The organism is Pseudomonas sp. XS1P51 (assembly GCF_054897845.1).
In genome coordinates, this window is record NZ_CM142707.1 from 3,416,407 (window position 1) to 3,435,716 (window position 19,310).

Sequence of the window (19,310 nt, forward strand, 5' to 3'; positions counted from 1 at the left end):
GTCTGTCAAAGAAATCAAGGCGCCCCCCAATTGCGAGCTAAATATTTGAAGGCGTTATTGAAAAACGGGATTATCCTGATTTATTGACGTGCGCTCCCCCCTCGCTTGATCCAAAAGACGCTCCCTCGTCGCCGCCAAAAGGCAGAATTATGACTACCACACCCAAGCACTCGGCCACGGCTCCTGAGCGTAAGGCCCTGAGCCCCAGCACTCTGGACTTTCCGGTGGTGGGTATCGGGGCGTCGGCGGGCGGGTTGCAAGCGATCAAACTGTTCTTCGAAAACATGCCCCAGGACAACGGCATGGCGTTTGTGGTCATTCTTCATCTCTCCCCCGATCACCAAAGCATCGCCGACAAGATCATCCAGGAATCGACCAAGATGCCGGTTCTGCAGGTCACCGAAAGGGTCCACATCGAGAAAAACCGGGTGTACGTCATTTCACCGGCGCAACGGCTGGCGATGAATGACGGCTTTCTTGAGGTCAGTGCCATGGACCCGCGCGAAAGTCGCCACGCGTCCATTGATCTGTTCTTCCGCGACCTGGCTGATGTGCACCGCGAACGTGCCTTCTGCCTGGTGCTGTCGGGCTCTGGTTCGGACGGTGCTGTCGGGTTGTCACGTATCAAGGAACAAGGTGGCGTGACCCTGGCCCAGGCACCGGAAGACGCCGAGTTCGACGGCATGCCCCGCGCCGCCATCGACACGCGTATGGTTGACCTGGTGTTGCCGGTTGTTGAAATGCCGCAAAAGTTGCTGGAGCTGTGGCGTAACTCTCAGGAAATCAGCTTGCCTACCGCCAACGATCCCGAATTACAAACCATTGCCGCGGTATCCGAACGCGAAGCACTGGTTGCCGAACAAGTGCTGCACGACATTCTCATCCAGTTGCGCACCGGCACCGGCCATGATTTCAAACACTACAAACGCGCCACCGTGTTGCGCCGGATCGAACGCCGGATGCAAGTCACGGCCCAGCCGGACCTGGCTGCCTACTACCGCTTCCTGCAAAGCAACCCCGAAGAAACCAAGGCACTGCTGGGCGACATGCTGATCGGCGTGACCAACTTCTTCCGCGATCGTGAAGCCTTCGAAGCACTGGAGCGCGATGTCGTGCCGCAACTGGTCAGTGCCGTCGTGTCAGCGCAACCCGAGAAAGAAGAAATCCGGGTCTGGTCCGCCGGCTGCTCCACGGGCGAAGAAGCCTACAGCCTGGCCATGCTGCTGCACGATCAGTTGCAACTGGACGCCAGCAAGGCCTCGATGCAACTGTTTGCCACCGACATCGACGAGCGCGCCATCAGCGTCGGTCGGGCCGGGCTGTATCCGCAAGCGATCATTACCGACGTGCCGCCGACGCGATTGCGGCATTACTTCGTCAAGGAAGACGACCACTATCGAATTCGCAAGGAAATCCGCGAAAAAGTGCTGTTCGCCAAACACAGCCTGTTGTCCGATCCGCCCTTTTCGCAAATCGACCTGATTGTTTGCCGCAACCTGCTGATTTATCTGGATCGCGAGGTGCAGCGCGAAATCCTGCAGATGTTCCACTTTGCCCTGCGTCCCGGCGGCTTCCTGTTCCTGGGCTCTTCCGAGAGCGCGGATGCGTGCCACGAATTGTTCTCCCCGGTCGACAAGCGCAACCGGATCTTTCGCGCCAAAACCGGCACGGCCAACAGCCGTCGTACCCCGACCATGCCCCGTGGCAGCTACGTGCGGACCAATGTTTCCCAGCATCCCCCGCAAAGAAACGTGCAGCGCAAACTGTCCTTCGCCGATATCCATCAACGTGCCATCGAACAGTCCGCGCCACCGAGTGTGATCATCGATGCCAACGCCGACATCCTGCACATGAGCGAAAGTGCCGGCCGTTTTCTGCGCCATGTCGGCGGTGAATTGTCACGCAATCTGCTGACGCTGATTCTTCCGGAACTGCGCCTGGAAGTCCGCACCACCTTGTTCCAAGTCCAGCAGAGCGGCCTGCCCGTCAAATCCCGCGAGGTGCCGATCAAACGCGATGAGCGGCGTTATCTGATTGATCTCGTCGCCCATCCCTACAAGGATGAAGAATCGGACGGCGAATACATTCTGGTGATTTTCGAGGAGGTCGAAGTCGACCCTTCTGAGCTGGCAGCCACTACCCAGCTACAAACGGAAAGCCAGGAGCTGTCCAACCTTGAACGCGAACTGCAACGCACCAAGCTGCACCTGCAGGACACCATCGAACAATCGGAAGTCTCCAGCGAAGAACTCAAGGCCTCCAACGAAGAAATGCAGGCCATTAACGAAGAGCTGCGCTCCGCCACCGAAGAGCTGGAAACCAGCAAGGAAGAACTGCAGTCGATCAACGAAGAGTTGCTGACGGTCAACTACGAGCTGAAAACCAAGGTCGAAGAAACCGACAAGATCAACGACTACCTGACCAACCTGATTGCCTCCACCGACATCGCCACGGTGTTTGTCGACCGCAGCATGCGCATCAAATGGTTCACCCCGCGCGCCACCGACATCTTCAGCATGTTGCCGGTGGACACCGGTCGCTCCTTGCTCGACATCACCCATCGCCTGGACTACGACAACCTGGCGGGTGACGCGGCGCTGGTGTTCGAATCGCTGAACATGATCGAACGCGAAGTCAGCAGCACCGACAACCGCTGGTACATCGCCCGCCTGCTGCCCTATCGCTCCAGCGAAGACCACATCGACGGCACGGTGCTGACGTTCATCGACATCACCAAACGTCGGGCCGCCGAAGAGGAGTTGCGCCTGGGTGAAGAACGCATGCGCCTGGTCGCCGAAAGCACCCGCGATTACGCGATCATCACCCTCGATGAACTGGGCGTGATCACCAGCTGGAACAAAGGCGCCGAACTGATCTTCGGCTACAGCAAGGCCGAGGCGGAAGGCGCTTACTACGATTTCATTTTCTCCGCCGAGGACCGCGCGGCCGGCGTGCCTGAAACCGAACTGTTGTCAGTGCGCACCCACGGGCGCAGCGAAGACGAGCGCTGGCACCTGCGCAAGGACGGCAGCCGGTTCTTTTGCAGCGGGGAAGTCACGCTGCTCAGTGGCGACAATCTTCGCGGCTACGTAAAAATCGCCCGGGACCTGACCGGCCACAAACGCCAGCACGAAGAACAGAGCCAGCAACTGGCCGAGACCCGCAACACCAATTACCTCAAGGATGAGTTCTTCGCGGTCATGTCCCACGAGCTCAAGCATCCGCTGAACCTGATCCAGCTCAACGCAGAACTGCTGCGCCGCTTGCCGGTGACCCAATCGGTGGCACCTGCGGCCAAAGCAGTGAACACCATCTGTGATGCGGTCACCAGCCAGGCACGGATCATTGATGATCTGCTGGATGTCGCCCGGGTCCGGACCGGCAAGCTCAAGTTGCAGCCGGTCGCTGTGGATCTGGCCCGTGTGCTGCGCGACATCCACACCGTTGTCCTCAACGAACAGAACGACGTCACGGTTGAATTGCGGGTGCCCTCAGACGCGTTAATTGTCCAGGCCGACCCGACGCGCCTGGAACAGATCATCTGGAACCTGGTGAACAACGCACTCAAATTCACGCCGCCCAAGGGACGTGTGCAACTGATCGCCAGCCAGGCCGGGAACATGGCGCGGCTGGACGTCAAAGACAACGGGGCCGGCATTGCGGCCGAGAACCTCGAACACGTATTCGACCTGTTTGGCCAGGCTGAAAAGCAGCACGCCACCCACAGCCGTGAAGGGCTGGGGATTGGCTTGTCGCTGGTCCGCCAGTTGACTGAAGCACAACGGGGGACGGTTGAGGTGAGTTCTGCCGGGGCGGGAACGGGCTGTACGTTCACCGTGTACCTGCCACTGGCCAATACCGAAGGTGAGGTTCAATCCCCCGTCCGGATTGAAGAGGTCTCCGGAAGGCTGAGCGGCTTGACCATCCTGCTGGTGGACGACTCCGCCGATGTACTGGAAACCCTGAAAATGCTGCTGGAAATGGAAGACGCGCACGTGGTTGCCTTCGACCGTCCGGGGGCGGCCCTGGACGCGGCCAAGAGCACCCGTTTCGACCTGATCATCTCGGACCTGAGCATGCCGGTCATGAACGGCCACGAGTTGATGAACGCGTTACGTCAGTTGCCACTCGTCAAGGACGTGCCAGCCATTGCACTGACCGGCTATAGCGCCCACAGCGACATTCAAAAGTCCCGGCAATCGGGCTTTGACCAGCACATCGGAAAACCGGTGTCCTACGATGACCTGATCGAAACCATCGAGGCCTTGCGAAACCCGCAACGCTGAGGCAGCGTCAGCTCAAGTAGGCACGCTGTACGCAGGCGCGCCGGTCTATCGCCTGCCTGAGCCGCTCCTTGTGATCGACCCAGACCTTGGGGTCAACCTTGGTTGAGCGCATCAAGTCCAGCATGGCCGTCTTGGCGGCCAGGTACTCCGACCAGGCATCATCAGACCTGAGCTTCAAAGATTCGCGCTCGGTCATTTCCATGCGCCGCAGCGCCAGTACCGACTCATCGGTAATCACCGGACTCAAAGTCAATTGCACTCGGTGCGGCGCGACGAACTTGCGCGTATCCGCCACAATCTCCCTCGCCCGTTGAGCGCCCCACTTCAACGCAATGCAGTAATGCTCACCGACACGCCGGTCATGAAATTCCTCGCAAATCGCCCAGCCGTCAGTGCCATAGACGCCCACAAATACCTGAGTAACCCCCTCCTGACTGGCCCGCGCCTGTACCTCGATCTGCACACCATCGTCCAGCACTTCATCATGGGTATGAAGGGGCAACCGCGTGTTGGTCCATAACCAGAATTTGGCGCCTCTTCGTCGCATCGATTTCGCTCCATGAGTTGTCTCTGGAGTAAGGCACAGCAATGACCGACTTTCCAATGTAGATCGTCGGGTGATCGGGCATAAAAAAGCCCCGCCGAATCAATATTCTGGCGGGGCTTTTCAACAGCTTGAGCGCTGAAATTTTTATGGTGTCCCAGGGCAGGTTCGAACTGCCAACCTTCCCCTTAGGAGGGGGATGCTCTATCCAATTGAGCTACTGAGACACAAGTCGCTCGCGAGAAACGCGGCGCGATGGACGGCGTGCATGTTAACGGGCAAGCCTGCTTTTGTCATGTCGTCCGTAGGGCTTTTTAAGTGTAGGCAGACGCCACGCGACGGTGCGGCATTGTTACCGTGCAAATTGCATCACCCTAAAAAGCCATCATTGCAAATTGCAATGCAGGTTTCTCGAACAAATATCTTAATTAATTGTTTTTAAAGGATTTAATAGCCGCCAAACTCTTGGCATGCGGGGTGCTTTAGCTGTTCTCAAAGAACAACGGAGGCCAGCCTCATGAACAGCGCCCTTTTACTCTCGAATGCGATCGCTCTGGCGGTTTTGTTGGGTTTTCATTTTGTCCCCGAGAGCGGCGCTGAGCCGGTTGCCCAACGCATGCCTCATTACCTCCAGGTACAGAAGGCGCCTCAATTGGCAGTGATGAGCGATCAGCACGGTTTTGTCAGCCAAGAGGTGAGCCAGGATAACATCCTGCTGCCGGCCCAATCTTCCGAACGCTTGGTATTTTGATTCATCCATCAGGAGCACAGCATGTCCAGATCAGCCGCAGGATTTTTCGTCCTTGCCTTACTGAGCGGCATTCTTCATCTGTCATTGGTCCAGGATTCGGCTGTCACCCTGCCCTTGATTGCCTGCGGCATTTTCGGCGCGCTGTTCGTGCTGGCGCTGATTGCCGGGCGCAAGATCAAGTTCGATCCGGTTTTGCGCTGACACTTAGCAGATTCAAAAGATTGGCAACGGTGGTAGCAAGATCGCCGGAATTATCCAGTCGATGGATCGGCGTATCACCGATTAAATCGTCAGCCGTGAACAACTCGTTTCGGCGCAGTCTCGCCTCGATCTGCGCAATACTTTCACGGCCCCGCCGCAGCAGACGTTCTCTCAGGACCGCATCCTTGACGGTCAACAGTACCGGCAACAACGTCGGATAGCGATTTAGTGCCTCATTCAGATGGCCGCGCGAACCATTGATCAACACGTGGCGACCGGCCTTGAGCCAGTGGTCTATCTCGATCGGAATTCCGTAATCCAGGCCATTGGCATTCCACGACAACGTAAAGTCGCCCGCGCTCCTGCGGCGCTCGAATTCTTGACGGGACACGCCGATGGCATCCTCACCCACGGACTCGGCCGACCGGGTAATGACCCGGCGCACCACTTCGCAATTCAGTGCCTGCAGAGGTTCTCGAACGGCTTCGATTAGGCTGTCCTTGCCGGATCCGGAAGGCCCTATCAAGTAAATCAGCCTGCCATCCATCCTGAAATCGCCTCCCAAACCACGTCTGCCACTAGTAAATCGGCCATTTGCCACTATCCTGTATAAGGTAAGGAATCATGATCGAGTCCGCATAGCATGCACCTTCAGGCGTCTTCGGACATCACCCGTTGGGTAAGCGGACGCGGCCAGCGATACGGACCAGGACAAACTTTTCAAACCAGTCCGCATTTTTGATAATTGGTGCTGGCATAACGCCTTTATCCAGTTCAATATTTGTCACAGAATTGACGCCAATGAACTAGCTACTTTGAGGCATGATGCGAGCCTCTATCAATTCAGGTTGAACATTTGGCCAGAGTCCTTGTCCTATCAGACATCCTGCGGCCAATCCCGAGAACCGCTCCCCTGAACTAACCGGTTAAATATATGCGCCCATTGAAACAGGCAATTTATTCCAGCCGTACGGCTGACAAGTTCGTCGTACGTCTGCCAGACGGAATGCGTGAACGCATTGCCGAGGTGGCTCGCAATCATCATCGCAGCATGAACTCCGAAATCATTGCGCGCCTTGAGCAGAGTCTTATTCAGGAAGGCGCACTGGGCGAAGAATTGAGCATGCGCCTGGACAGTCCGGAGCTGTCATTGCACGAACGTGAACTGCTGCAACGCTTCCGCCAACTCTCCCACCGCCAGCAAAACGCTCTTGTTTCGCTGATTGCCCATGACGCCGAAATGGCCGCAGACGCAACCTGATTCATCCGAAAGCTCAAGCCAGCCTAATCGCTGGCTTTTTTTTGCCTGAAATTCGGGCATAAAAAACCCGCCGATTGGCGGGTTTTTAAACGCAGGCAAGTCAGAGCAGGAAAATCGTCGCCAGCCCGAGGAAGATGAAGAAGCCGCCGCTGTCGGTCATGGCGGTGATCATCACACTGGCACCCATCGCAGGATCGCGACCAAGCCGCGCCAGGGTCATGGGAATCAATACCCCCATCAACGCCGCCAGCAACAGGTTGAGCGTCATGGCGGCGGTCATCACCACACCAAGGGACCAACTGCCATAAAGCAGGTAGGCGACAACGCCGATCACTCCGCCCCAGACCAGGCCATTGATCAGGCCTACCGCCAACTCCTTGCGCATCAGGCGCGACGTATTGCCGGTACTCACCTGGTCCAGCGCCATGGCCCTGACGATCATGGTGATGGTCTGGTTACCCGAGTTGCCACCGATACCCGCCACGATCGGCATCAATGCCGCCAGCGCTACCAGCTTCTCGATGGAGCCTTCAAACAGACCGATTACCCGGGATGCGATAAACGCAGTGATCAGGTTGATCGCCAGCCAGGCCCAACGGTTACGCAGGGACTTCCAGACCGACGCAAAAATATCTTCTTCTTCGCGCAGACCCGCCATGTTGAGAACTTCATTTTCGCTCTCTTCACGAATCAGGTCGACCATTTCATCGATGGTCAGACGGCCGATCAGCTTGCCGTTCTTATCGACCACGGGTGCCGAGATCAAGTCGTAACGCTCGAACGCCTGAGCGGCATCGTAGGCATCTTCGTCCGGGTGAAAACTCACCGGGTCGCTGGCCATGACTTCAGAAACCTGTTTTTCCGGGTCGTTGACCAGCAAACGCTTGATCGGCAACACACCCTTGAGCACACCGTCGTAATCGACCACGAACAGTTTGTCCGTGTGGCCCGGCAGCTCCTTGAGGCGACGCAGGTAGCGCAATACCACTTCGAGACTGACGTCCTCACGGATCGTCACCATCTCGAAGTCCATCAGCGCACCGACCTGCTCCTCGTCATAGGACAACGCGGAACGAACGCGCTCACGCTGTTGACCATCGAGGGTTTCCATCAGCTCGTGGACGACGTCTCGCGGCAGCTCGGAGGCCAGGTCAGCAAGTTCGTCGGCATCCATGTCCTTGGCTGCAGCCAGGAGCTCATGATCGTCCATGTCGGCGATCAGGGTTTCACGAACAGAGTCGGATACTTCAAGCAGGATGTCGCCGTCGCGATCAGCCTTGACCAATTGCCAGAGCGTCAGACGATCGTCCAGCGGCAAGGCTTCAAGGATGTAGGCAACGTCGGCGGAGTGCAGATCATCGAGCTTGCGTTGCAGCTCGACGAGGTTTTGCCGGTGAACCAGGTTCTCGACCCGGTCGTGATGCGGACCTTCCTGGCGATGAGTCAGGTCTTCGACCACCCGTTGACGCTGCAGCAGCTCAACGACTTGAGCGAGGCGGTCTTGCAGGCTTTCTTGCGTTTTCTTTACTTCAACTTCAGACATAGGCGAACTCCACTCCCAGCAGCGGGGCACGCCGGAAGGATCAATCAGTCAATTCATGATTGGAAAAACGGTTTACTGAGTAACTACTGGGTAAGTCCATGGAGGTATTCCACAAGCCCCGGCGGGGCTGACGGGCGCAATGATACACCGCCCGACGGTTTTAAACGTTAAAAAATAGCGGCTGAAACAAGCGCTTGCGAGACAAACCTGAGCACCGTCCTGATTCATGAAAATGCGACGACTCATTCTGAAAAGAAAACACACCAGCGTTGAAAAATGTAGCGGCTACCCTTGAGATGGACCGTCAAGGAGGACGTTTAATGCCATCGAATGCACAATGTTTTTTGCTGATCGCCCTGCTCTGCCCGCCAGCCGGGACGTTTGCCGCGACCGTTCACCGATGCGAGGCCGCCAATGGGCGCATTACGTTTACCACGTTGAGCTGTGCGGCCGGAGACAGCCGTTCGCTCCAGGATGTCCGCACTTTCACGCCCGGCAGTACGATCTCATTGATGCCCGAAGCGGACATTCGCGAAACATCAGGTATGAAAGTCAAAAGGAGAGATCCGACGGTCGTCGGTCAGACCAAGGACAAGTGTGGAGACCTGATCAGCGCCCGGGAGCGTCGGGAAGCGATCATCAATCAGCGGGTAGTCGCCGGCATGAATCAACAGGATGTCGAAAGCGCCCTCGGCAAACCGGACAAGATCACTATTCGCAATTCGGCCACGAGTTACCGTTACGACCCCAAGCGGGGTCGTAGCGCACATGTCGAGTTCGATGAGAAAGGATGTACCAAGGGAAAAGCCAAATCCCAGACGGCAAAAAGCCCGCGTTAAACGCGGGCTTTTTGGTGTTTGGTGCACTCGACAGGATTCGAACCTGTGACCGCTCGGTTCGTAGCCGAGTACTCTATCCAGCTGAGCTACGAGTGCATTTGTGTTTTTATACCAGATCACAACTGGTTAAAGCCAAGTCATTCACATTACTGCAAACAACTCTTAAATGGTGCACTCGACAGGATTCGAACCTGTGACCGCTCGGTTCGTAGCCGAGTACTCTATCCAGCTGAGCTACGAGTGCATTTGTTGCCGCGCATTATAGGCCGTCGAATCTTTTTGTAAAGCGCTTTTTCTAGTAATTTCAACCACTTACCGAATAAGCCAGATAACAACGTACTACGCAAATAATGGCGGAGAACGGGGGATTCGAACCCCCGACACCCTTTTGAGGTGTACTCCCTTAGCAGGGGAGCGCCTTCGGCCACTCGGCCAGCTCTCCGCAACACGGGGCGTATATTAACCAGCTTTATCCCCGTTTGCAAACATAAAAAACGATAAAAATTAATGGCTTGGTTCTTCGTCCTTCTCTTTCTTTATACGCAGGTAAATTTCCTCACGGTGGACCGCAACCTCTTTCGGGGCGTTGACACCGATACGCACTTGATTTCCTTTGACGCCGAGCACGGTCACGGTGATTTCGCCATCACCAATAATCAGGCTTTCTGCGCACCGACGAGTCAGAATCAGCATACCTTTCTCCTCACGCATTTCATTTCAGGGACAACAGTCTGCAAAAAAAAGGCACTCGACCTACAACCTGAACGATCGCAGCCCTACATGCCTGAGTATTGACTAGCGCGGGCAAAAGAACAGCTTCAGGCCGCACCATTCAAAAAAACAAAGGGCGCGGTCAGACCGCGCCCTTCGGCAAACGCATCACTCGCCCTGTCGGGCCGGCGCGTCCAGTTCGAAAGCCGTGTGCAGAGCGCGCACAGCCAATTCCAGGTACTTCTCTTCGATCACTACGGAGACTTTGATTTCCGAAGTCGAGATCATCTGGATGTTGATGCTTTCTTTGGCCAGGGATTCGAACATGCGGCTGGCCACGCCTGCGTGGGAGCGCATGCCGACGCCGACGATCGAGACCTTGGCGATCTTGATGTCGCCAACGACTTCACGGGCACCGATCTCGCGAGCGGTGTTTTCCAGCACGGTTTGCGCGGCCTGGAAGTCATTGCGGTGCACGGTGAAGGTGAAGTCGGTGGTGTTATCGTGCGCAACGTTCTGCACGATCATGTCGACTTCGATGTTCGCGGCACTGATCGGGCCGAGAATCTTGAATGCAACGCCCGGGGTGTCTGGCACGCCACGGATGGTCAGCTTGGCTTCATCGCGATTGAAAGCGATGCCGGAAATGATCGGCTGTTCCATGGTTTCCTCTTCATCAATAGTAATGAGGGTGCCCGGACCCTCCTTGAAGCTGTGCAGTACGCGCAGCGGAACGTTGTACTTGCCGGCGAACTCGACCGCACGGATCTGCAACACCTTGGAACCGAGGCTGGCCATTTCCAGCATCTCTTCGAAGGTAATCTTGTCCAGGCGCTGAGCCACGGACACCACACGCGGGTCGGTGGTGTAGACGCCGTCGACGTCGGTGTAGATCTGGCATTCGTCAGCCTTCAAGGCCGCCGCCAGCGCCACGCCGGTGGTGTCGGAACCGCCACGACCGAGGGTGGTGATGTTGCCGTGTTCGTCGACGCCCTGGAAACCGGCGACAACCACCACACGACCTGCCTTCAGATCACCGCGAATCTTCTGATCGTCAATCTGCAAGATACGCGCTTTATTGTGCGCGCTGTCCGTCAGAATCCGCACCTGATTGCCGGTGTAGGACACCGCTGGCACACCGCGCTTGATCAGCGCCATGGCCAACAGCGCAATCGTCACCTGCTCACCGGTCGAGACGATCACATCCAGCTCGCGAGGAACCGGTTGGCCGTCACCACTGATTTGCTTGGCCAGATCGATCAGACGGTTGGTTTCGCCGCTCATTGCAGACAGCACAACCACCAGGTCATCGCCGGCATCGCGGAATTTCTTAACCTTGTCGGCGACCTGCTCGATTCTCTCGACAGTGCCGACCGAGGTGCCTCCAAATTTCTGTACGATCAAAGCCATTTCAAAGCCGCCTCTGCCCATGAAGGGCGCCCAAATAATCACTCAAACAGCGTTGCGGCCCGCTACTAGACTGCGGGCCGGAGACACTGCCTTATAAACCCTGCTCTACAAAGGGAACGGTCAGGGCCAATGCCACATCCAGTGCGCCAGCGTCAGTACCACCGCCCTGCGCCATGTCTGGACGACCACCGCCCTTCCCGCCCACTGCCGCAGCGGCTTGCTTCATCAAATCACCGGCTTTGAGTTGGCCAGTCAGGTCTTTGGTTACGCCAGCAACCAGAACGACCTTTTCCTCATGGACACTGCCGAGCAGGATCACTGCGCGGCCGAGTTTGTTCTTCAGTTGATCGACCAGCGCCAGCAGCGCCTTGCCGTCCTGACCGTCCAGACGCACGGCCAACACTTTCACGCCTTTGACGTCCAGAGCGGAAGCCGACAGATCGTCGCCCGCTGCGCTGGCAGCCTTGGCCTGCAACTGCTCGAGCTGCTTCTCCAGCAGACGGTTGCGCTCCAGCACAGCCGACAGCTTGTCGATCAGGTTGTCGCGGCTGCCCTTGACCAGGTTGGCCGCTTCCTTGAGTTGTTCTTCGGCAGCGTTCAAGTATGCCAGCGCCGCGGCGCCGGTGACCGCTTCGATACGACGCACACCGGAAGCCACACCGCCTTCACTGATGATTTTCAGCAGACCGATGTCGCCGGTACGGTTGGCGTGGATGCCGCCGCACAGCTCGACGGAGAAATCACCGCCCATGCTCAGCACGCGCACGTTGTCGCCGTACTTCTCGCCAAACAGCGCCATGGCGCCTTTTTTCTTGGCGGTTTCGATGTCGGTTTCTTCGGTTTCAACGGCGGAGTTCTTGCGAATCTCGGCGTTGACGATGTCTTCCAGCGCCTTCAGTTGCTCAGGCTTGATGGCCTCGAAGTGGCTGAAGTCAAAGCGCAGGCGCTGACTGTCGACCAGCGAGCCCTTCTGCTGGACGTGCTCGCCCAGCACCTGACGCAACGCGGCGTGCAGCAAGTGCGTCGCCGAGTGGTTCAGCGAAGTGGCGTGACGCACATCGGCTTCGACGTGGGTTTCAACCGGCGAACCGATCGTCAGGCTGCCCGACGCCAGTACACCGTGGTGCAAGAACGCACCGCCGGTCTTGGTGGTGTCGCGCACGTCGAAACGGCCGTTGCTGCCTTGCAGATAACCACAGTCGCCGATCTGACCACCGGATTCAGCATAGAACGGGGTCTGATCGAGAACGACCACGCCCTCTTCGCCTTCACTCAAGACGTCGACCGACTGCCCTTCTTTATAGAGAGCAACGACTTTCGCCGAACCGCTGGTAGCGTGGTAGCCGGTGAATTCGGTGGCGACGTCAACCTTGACCAGGCTGTTGTAGTCCATGCCGAAGGAACTGGCGGAACGGGCACGGACGCGCTGAGCTTCCATTTCGCGTTCGAAGCCTTCTTCGTCGATGGTCAGGCTGCGCTCGCGAGCGATGTCGCCGGTCAGGTCCATCGGGAAGCCGTAGGTGTCGTAGAGTTTGAACACGACATCGCCCGGCACCACGTCGCCTTTGAGTTCGGCCAGATCCTGCTCGAGGATTTTCAGACCGTGCTCCAAGGTCTTGGAGAACTGCTCTTCTTCGGCTTTCAGGACGCGCTCGATGTGCGCCTGTTGGGATTTCAGCTCAGGGAAGGCTTCGCCCATCTCGGCGACCAGTGCCGCAACGATCTGGTAGAAGAAGCTGCCCTTGGCGCCCAGTTTGTTGCCGTGACGGCAGGCGCGACGAATGATCCGGCGCAGCACGTAGCCGCGACCTTCGTTGGACGGCAGCACGCCGTCGGCAATCAGGAAGCCGCAAGAACGAATGTGGTCGGCGACGACTTTCAGGGAAGCCTGGTCGTCGTTGGTGCAACCGATGGCCTTGGCCGACGCGCTCAGCAGGCTCTGGAACAGGTCGATTTCATAGTTCGAGTGAACATGCTGAAGCACGGCACTGATCCGCTCCAGGCCCATGCCGGTGTCGACCGACGGTGCTGGCAGCGGGTGCAACACGCCATCGGCGGTGCGGTTGAACTGCATGAACACGTTGTTCCAGATTTCGATGTAACGGTCGCCGTCTTCTTCCGGCGAGCCCGGTGGGCCGCCCCAGATGTCGGCGCCGTGATCGTAGAAAATCTCGGTGCAAGGACCACACGGGCCGGTATCGCCCATGGTCCAGAAGTTGTCGGATGCGTACGGCGCGCCCTTGTTGTCGCCGATGCGAACCATGCGCTCGGCCGGAACGCCGATTTCCTTGGTCCAGATGTCGTAGGCCTCGTCATCGCTGGCGTAGACGGTGACCCAGAGCTTTTCTTTCGGCAGGTTCAGCCACTTCTCGGAGGTCAGGAAGTTCCAGGCGTAGGTGATGGCGTCACGCTTGAAATAATCACCGAAGCTGAAGTTGCCCAGCATTTCGAAGAAGGTGTGGTGACGGGCGGTATAACCGACGTTTTCCAGGTCATTGTGCTTGCCGCCGGCGCGCACGCATTTCTGGCTGCTGACGGCGCGGGTGTACGCGCGCTTTTCCTGGCCCAGGAAGCAGTCCTTGAACTGGTTCATCCCCGCGTTAGTGAACAGCAGGGTTGGGTCGTTGCCCGGAATCAAAGAGCTGGAGGCTACACGGGTGTGGCCTTGCTCTTCGAAGAAGCGAAGGAAGGCTTCACGGATTTCTGCGCTTTTCATTATGTTCTTCCACGGAGGCTGCGGCCAAAGGCCTGTGCGAAACGTCAACAGACGAAGCGACGGCAAAGGGCCGCATTATATCGGCCCTGCGCGCGGGGTACAGCGTGTTTATACGATAGAAACGGTCAATTGGACGGCTAACGCGGTCAGTTGCGCGAAAACTCGACGAATGTCGCGACGACTTGCTCGATTTGAGCGCGGCTGACGTCCATGTGCGTGACCATTCTAAGGCGGCCGGCAGCGCTGAGCTTGATGCCACGCTCGGCGGCGAAGGCTTTGATCGCTTCGGCCTTGTCACCCATCTGTACGTAAACCATGTTGGTCTGCACCGGCTCGACCTCATAACCCGCCGCTCGCAGGCCTTCAGCCAGAAATTGGGCATTGGCGTGGTCGTCGGCCAGGCGCTGAACGTTGTTATCCAGGGCGTACAGACCTGCTGCCGCCAGAATACCGGCCTGGCGCATGCCGCCACCCACCATCTTGCGCAGGCGACGCGCCTTGCCGATCAACTCCGCCGAGCCGCACAGCACCGAACCGATCGGCGCGCCCAGGCCTTTGGACAGGCAGACCGAGACCGAATCGAAATACTGAGTGATCTCCCGGGCATCGACACCCAGTTTGACCGCCGCGTTGTAGAGCCGGGCGCCATCGAGGTGCAGCGCCAGGCCATGTTCACGGGTGAAACTGCGTGCCTGGGCCAGATACTCCAATGGCAGAACTTTCCCCTGCATGGTGTTTTCCAGCGCCAGCAAACGGGTACGGGCGAAATGGAAGTCGTCCGGCTTGATCGCGGCCGCCACGTGGGCCAGGTCCAGCGAACCGTCGGCCTGTACTTCCAGTGGTTGCGGCTGAATCGAACCGAGCACCGCCGCACCGCCACCTTCGTATTTATACGTGTGAGCCTGCTGGCCGACGATGTATTCGTCACCACGTTCGCAATGAGCCATCAGGCCCAGCAGGTTGCTCATGGTGCCCGTCGGAACGAACAGCGCCGACGCAAAACCCAGCCGTTTGGCCAGTTCGGCTTCCAGACGATTGACCGTCGGATCTTCGCCATAAACGTCGTCACCGGTGGCCGCGTTGGCCATCGCGTTGAGCATCCCTGCGGTCGGTTGGGTGACGGTGTCGCTGCGAAGATCGATAACACTCATGAATCTGGCCTCGGTAAGCAGGGAAAATCCCTTTCAGGTAGGAGTTACTGCGGTCATGCCGACGAATAATCAACCCTTGGGCAAGTAAAAGACGGGTTGAGCCAACGAAAAACTCGATAGCAATCATCAGAAAGCAGCAATGCGCCCATACGAAATATGTGTTAAAAACGCTTCGCCGCCAAACAATCTGGCGGCAAAAACGTTCTCAGGGCGGGGTGCAACTCCCCACCGGCGGTAATTGCGCGCAATGCGCATAGCCCGCGAGCGCTTGGCGGCAGCACGGCTTCGGCGGTGTTAGACGGCAAGGTCAGCAGACCCGGTGTGATCCCGGGGCCGACGGTCATAGTCCGGATGAAGAGAGAACGGGATTGGCGCCAAAGGGCCGTCCGCAGGCATTCGTGCGAGCGTGCGTACCCTTAAATCCCATTCGATTCATATGCCCTGTTTTTTACATAAACAGGAGTCAGAACATGCAACCCACCGCAATCGATAGCAAAAGCAAAAACCATCAGGGCGAGCGCGTCGCGTTCATCCAGGCCTGCTGGCACAAGGAAATCGTCGATCAGAGCCGTAAAGGTTTCGTCGCCGAAATGATTGCTCAGGGTTATCAAGAGTCGGAGATCGACTTCTTCGAAGTCGGCGGCGCCTTTGAAATTCCGCTGCACGCCAAGCTGCTGGCCAAATCCGGTCGTTATGCCGGCATTGTTGCCGCTGGCCTGGTGGTCGATGGCGGGATCTACCGTCACGAGTTCGTCGCCCAGTCGGTGATCAGCGGCCTGATGCAGGTTCAGCTGGAAACCGAAGTACCCGTGTTCTCGGTGGTTTTGACCCCGCACCACTTCCATGCCGGCGAAGAGCATCAGAAGTTCTTCTTCGAGCATTTCGTGCACAAGGGTCAGGAAGCGGCGAAGACTTGCGCGGATACGCTGCACAAGACACGTGCGTTGCGTCGCAGTGAACCCCGCGCAGTAGCCGTCTAAACACAACACCTGTGATCTGGGTGAGGTCTTTGGCTTCACCCGAACCCAATGTGGGAGCGAGCCTGCTCGCGAAAGCAGCTTAACATTCAACGATGATGTTGTTTGTTAGTCCGCCTTCGCGAGCAGGCTCGCTCCCACATGGGTTTTATGGTGGGCTTGAGGTCGGTCAGGCGAGGTTTTCGTCGGTAGCGGGCACGATCAGAATGCCGGCACGCAGGCCATTCTTGACCTTGGGATTCGGGAAGATGATCCGGGCGCCCTCCTCCTCGATGATCCAGCGCGTTTGGGCGATGTCTTCGGCCAGCACATAACCCACGTCCAATTCCGAAAAATTCTCGATGTCTGCCGGCAGGTTCAGGCGGAAGCTATCGCTGTGCTTGATGATTTCCCGCGCCACGCTGAACAACTGCAAACCGTCCAGGCTTTCGTCGTTCAGCGGCGGCTCGCTGCCTTCGATGATCTGCTTCAGACGGGTTTCGAGCAGTGAGACGTTAACACCCTCGTTCTGCCCGAACGGCCGCGCCTTGCCCAACTCGAGGGTGAAAGACTCGGCATCGAGCTTGTCATAGGTGTAGGAGCTGAAAACGATAGACGGCTTGTTCTGTAGCAGCACCGCTTCCATGCCGGCAGCGCGCAGGCGGCCCAGTTCCTGACGGGAATGCTGGCGGCCCTCTTTCCAGGGATACAGGGCGAACTGCTCGATTTTCGAGCCGCGAATCGCGGTGTGCAGGTCGTAATGCAGACGGTCGCGGTCCGGCAGGCTGAAGAAACTCGCCGCCAGCCGCTCCAGCTCACAGGCACGCAGGGCTTCAGAGCCGCTGCTTTGTTCGTGACGGCCGTTGAACAGCCGATTGACGTCCTGTTCGACGTAACGCTCGCCTTTGCGAATCGCTTCGGGATTGCCGAACAGGAACAGAATACGTGCGCTCGGCTTGAGGTCGCCGCGGGCGATGTCATGCAACAGGCGATCGAGCAACTCGATCGGCGCTGTTTCATTGCCATGGATACCGGCCGAAAGCAGCAGGTCCAGGCCATTGTCGCGAGCCTCGGGTGGCCGGACTTCCAGCGCACCTTCGCTCAACCAGCGCATCCGCACGCCTTCGACAGTCAGTTGAGTCTTCTCCGCCGGTTCGCGGCCGGCGAGGGTCAGTTCAAGCAGTTTGCCGAGGGCGAGCATAGAGCGGTTTCCTTAGTGGTCGTGTGCGCAATCCGGGCCGTGCACGTGGTCTTCGTCACCGACTTCAGCCGGTTCCATCTCCAGTTGCAGACTTACCAGATTAGTCGCCAATGGGCGCAGCAGCAGGTTTGCGTATTCAGCGTCACCTTCTTCGACGTCCACGCCGATCAACAATTGGCCGCGGCCGTCTTGCTGAATCCACAGCTCTTTGCCTTGCCACATGACCGCGACGCGGGTGCAGGAAGTTTCCAGTTGCGTGCCGTCGGTGTCTTCAAGGATCAGCTGCAGGGTATCGCTCATGTCTTTTTACGCTCTCTTAAGGAGATAAGCGGCGCATGCAGCGCCGGCTTTCAATTGATCTGGAATGGATAAACCGCGCCCAGTTTAAGGATTTGCGTCAGTTCATCCAGTGCCGTCCGGCACTCAAGCAGCAATTGCGGGTCCGCGAGATCGTTTTCGGTCATGCGGTCACGGTAGTGCTTGTCGACCCATTCGGTCAGCGTGCCGTACAACGGTGCCGTCATGATAACCCCTGGGTTGACCGCCGCCAGTTCGGTTTCATTCAGCGCGACGCGCAACCGCAGGCAAGCCGGGCCACCGCCGTTCTGCATGCTCTGCTTGAGATCAAAAACTTTCACTTCGCGGATCAGGCCGCCAGAGCTGGTCAAACCTTGCAGGTACTGCCAGACGCGCTCGTTGCCACGGCATTCTTCCGGCACGATCAACAGCATGGAACCGTCAGGACGCGACAGCAGCTGGCTATTGAACAAGTAGGAACGAACCGCGTCTTCCACGGTTACCGCGGAACGCGGTACACAGATCGACTGAAATTTCCCACCGACTTTGGCGAGTTTGCTTTGCAATTCAGCGAGCATCTGCTCGGTGTCGAGGAACGCGTCCTCGTGATAGAACAGCACCTCGCCGTTACCCACCGCGATCACGTCGTTGTGGAACACGCCCTGATCGATCACCGAAGGGTTCTGCTGGGCGTAGACCACGCCGTCATCGCTCAAGCCGTGCAGACGGGCAACGGCCTGGGACGCTTCAAGGGTCTGGCGCGCCGGGTATTTCTGCGGTGCCGGGTAACGGGTGTCGAACGCGCTGCGACCGAACACGAAGAACTCGACGCCAGCTTCGCCGTATTCACGGCAGAAACGGGTGTGGTTGGCCGCGCCTTCGTCACCGAACTGCGCCACGGCCGGCAATGCGGCGTGGTGAGCGAAGTGCTTCTGATCAGCGAACATCGCTCCCAGCACGCGGCTGGTGGTCGGGTGTTCGATGCTGCGGTGGTATTTGCAGTTGAGGTTGGCCGCGGTGAAATGCACACGGCCATCCGCGGTATCGGCGCTCGGGCTGACCGTGGCGGCGTTGGCCACCCACATGCTCGACGCCGAGCAACTGGCCACCAGCAATGGCATGGCGTCTTTGGCGGCTTGTTCGATTACCTGGGCGTCGGTGCCGCTGAAACCCAAGCGGCGCAGGGCTGCCACGTCCGGGCGTTCTTGTGGTGCCAGCACGCCCTGTTGAAAGCCCATTTCCATCAGCGATTTCATCTTCGCCAAGCCTTGCAGCGCGGCTTCCTTCGGGTTCGAAGATTGCTGGCTGTTGCTCTGGGACGCGACGTTGCCGTAGGACAGGCCGCCGTAGTTATGGGTCGGCCCCACTAGACCGTCAAAATTGACTTCATAGGATTTCATCAGCGAGGCTCCACGAGAATCTGTTGTTATAGGCATCAAGTAA

Annotated in this window: 16 protein-coding genes, 4 tRNA genes and 1 riboswitch; of the genes, 6 read left to right on the forward strand and 14 right to left on the reverse strand. The window is 57.9% G+C overall.

The features are described from left to right. Positions 1 to 149: 149 nt before the first annotated feature. Positions 150 to 4,286 (forward strand): CheR family methyltransferase, encoded by a 4,137-nt coding sequence (locus tag ACYZUD_RS15810; RefSeq protein WP_462024831.1) that lies wholly within the window; start codon positions 150 to 152, stop codon positions 4,284 to 4,286. Positions 4,287 to 4,293: 7 nt separating this feature from the next. On the opposite strand, the gene ACYZUD_RS15815 is transcribed toward ACYZUD_RS15810, so the two are convergent. Together ACYZUD_RS15815 and ACYZUD_RS15820 are read right to left on the reverse strand one after the other, a co-directional pair. After that, entirely contained in the window at positions 4,294 to 4,833 is a 540-nt protein-coding gene (locus ACYZUD_RS15815; protein WP_462024832.1) for a hypothetical protein, read from the reverse strand. 147 nt (positions 4,834 to 4,980) lie between these two features. Further along, positions 4,981 to 5,057: transfer RNA gene (locus ACYZUD_RS15820), tRNA-Arg, on the reverse strand. Positions 5,058 to 5,347: 290 nt separating this feature from the next. Here ACYZUD_RS15820 and ACYZUD_RS15825 point away from each other — a divergent pair. Both ACYZUD_RS15825 and ACYZUD_RS15830 read left to right on the forward strand, forming a co-directional pair. Beyond that, positions 5,348 to 5,581, forward strand: coding sequence for a hypothetical protein (locus ACYZUD_RS15825; protein ID WP_462024833.1), 234 nt, complete (start codon positions 5,348 to 5,350; stop codon positions 5,579 to 5,581). A gap of 21 nt (positions 5,582 to 5,602) precedes the next feature. Further along, the gene (locus ACYZUD_RS15830; protein ID WP_462024834.1) at positions 5,603 to 5,782 is read left to right on the forward strand and encodes a PA3371 family protein; all 180 of its coding nucleotides are present in this window, start codon (positions 5,603 to 5,605) and stop codon (positions 5,780 to 5,782) included. On the opposite strand, the gene phnN is transcribed toward ACYZUD_RS15830, so the two are convergent. Continuing rightward, positions 5,757 to 6,329 (reverse strand): phosphonate metabolism protein/1,5-bisphosphokinase (PRPP-forming) PhnN, encoded by a 573-nt coding sequence (phnN, locus tag ACYZUD_RS15835; RefSeq protein WP_462024835.1) that lies wholly within the window; start codon positions 6,327 to 6,329, stop codon positions 5,757 to 5,759. The genes ACYZUD_RS15830 and phnN overlap by 26 nt on opposite strands. A gap of 387 nt (positions 6,330 to 6,716) precedes the next feature. Here phnN and ACYZUD_RS15840 point away from each other — a divergent pair, with 387 nt between their 5' ends. Beyond that, the gene (locus ACYZUD_RS15840) at positions 6,717 to 7,043 is read left to right on the forward strand and encodes an Arc family DNA-binding protein (RefSeq protein WP_003204761.1); all 327 of its coding nucleotides are present in this window, start codon (positions 6,717 to 6,719) and stop codon (positions 7,041 to 7,043) included. A gap of 100 nt (positions 7,044 to 7,143) precedes the next feature. Here the strand turns inward: ACYZUD_RS15840 and mgtE are convergent, their stop codons facing one another. After that, positions 7,144 to 8,586 carry a magnesium transporter gene (mgtE, locus tag ACYZUD_RS15845; RefSeq protein WP_462024836.1) on the reverse strand — a complete coding sequence of 481 codons (1,443 nt, stop codon included), beginning with the start codon at positions 8,584 to 8,586 and terminating at the stop codon, positions 7,144 to 7,146. Between the two features lie 320 nt (positions 8,587 to 8,906). Between mgtE and ACYZUD_RS15850 the strand changes: the two genes are divergently transcribed. Next, positions 8,907 to 9,425 (forward strand): cell envelope protein SmpA, encoded by a 519-nt coding sequence (locus ACYZUD_RS15850; protein ID WP_462024837.1) that lies wholly within the window; start codon positions 8,907 to 8,909, stop codon positions 9,423 to 9,425. A 19-nt stretch (positions 9,426 to 9,444) separates the two neighbouring features. Here the strand turns inward: ACYZUD_RS15850 and ACYZUD_RS15855 are convergent. The 7 genes from ACYZUD_RS15855 to ltaE all read right to left on the reverse strand — a co-directional run bounded on the left by ACYZUD_RS15855 (position 9,445) and on the right by ltaE (position 15,413). Continuing rightward, positions 9,445 to 9,521, reverse strand: a tRNA-Arg gene (locus tag ACYZUD_RS15855). Positions 9,522 to 9,592: 71 nt separating this feature from the next. Next, positions 9,593 to 9,669 (reverse strand) — tRNA-Arg (locus ACYZUD_RS15860). A gap of 107 nt (positions 9,670 to 9,776) precedes the next feature. Continuing rightward, positions 9,777 to 9,867: transfer RNA gene (locus tag ACYZUD_RS15865), tRNA-Ser, on the reverse strand. 62 nt (positions 9,868 to 9,929) lie between these two features. Beyond that, on the reverse strand, positions 9,930 to 10,118 hold the full coding sequence (gene csrA / locus ACYZUD_RS15870; RefSeq protein ID WP_002554426.1) for a carbon storage regulator CsrA: 189 nt from the start codon (positions 10,116 to 10,118) through the stop codon (positions 9,930 to 9,932). A 186-nt stretch (positions 10,119 to 10,304) separates the two neighbouring features. Further along, positions 10,305 to 11,546 (reverse strand): aspartate kinase, encoded by a 1,242-nt coding sequence (locus ACYZUD_RS15875; RefSeq protein ID WP_031319071.1) that lies wholly within the window; start codon positions 11,544 to 11,546, stop codon positions 10,305 to 10,307. A gap of 91 nt (positions 11,547 to 11,637) precedes the next feature. Then, positions 11,638 to 14,262 carry an alanine--tRNA ligase gene (gene alaS, locus ACYZUD_RS15880; RefSeq protein WP_462024838.1) on the reverse strand — a complete coding sequence of 875 codons (2,625 nt, stop codon included), beginning with the start codon at positions 14,260 to 14,262 and terminating at the stop codon, positions 11,638 to 11,640. Between the two features lie 146 nt (positions 14,263 to 14,408). Beyond that, positions 14,409 to 15,413, reverse strand: coding sequence for a low-specificity L-threonine aldolase (gene ltaE / locus ACYZUD_RS15885; protein WP_462024839.1), 1,005 nt, complete (start codon positions 15,411 to 15,413; stop codon positions 14,409 to 14,411). 197 nt (positions 15,414 to 15,610) lie between these two features. Then, a riboswitch (FMN riboswitch) is annotated at positions 15,611 to 15,781 on the forward strand. A 102-nt stretch (positions 15,782 to 15,883) separates the two neighbouring features. Here ltaE and ACYZUD_RS15890 point away from each other — a divergent pair. After that, positions 15,884 to 16,393: a 6,7-dimethyl-8-ribityllumazine synthase gene (locus tag ACYZUD_RS15890; protein ID WP_462024840.1), complete on the forward strand. Its 510-nt coding sequence runs from the start codon at positions 15,884 to 15,886 to the stop codon at positions 16,391 to 16,393. Positions 16,394 to 16,559: 166 nt separating this feature from the next. On the opposite strand, the gene astE is transcribed toward ACYZUD_RS15890, so the two are convergent. From astE to astB, 3 genes are read right to left on the reverse strand one after another with little or no spacing between them, the layout of a single operon-like run. Further along, positions 16,560 to 17,570, reverse strand: a complete 1,011-nt coding sequence (astE, locus tag ACYZUD_RS15895) for a succinylglutamate desuccinylase (protein WP_462024841.1) — start codon at positions 17,568 to 17,570, stop codon at positions 16,560 to 16,562. Positions 17,571 to 17,582: 12 nt separating this feature from the next. Next, positions 17,583 to 17,870, reverse strand: coding sequence for a hypothetical protein (locus ACYZUD_RS15900; RefSeq protein ID WP_033056735.1), 288 nt, complete (start codon positions 17,868 to 17,870; stop codon positions 17,583 to 17,585). 50 nt (positions 17,871 to 17,920) lie between these two features. After that, positions 17,921 to 19,267, reverse strand: coding sequence for an N-succinylarginine dihydrolase (gene astB, locus ACYZUD_RS15905; RefSeq protein ID WP_033056736.1), 1,347 nt, complete (start codon positions 19,265 to 19,267; stop codon positions 17,921 to 17,923). Positions 19,268 to 19,310: the final 43 nt, after the last annotated feature.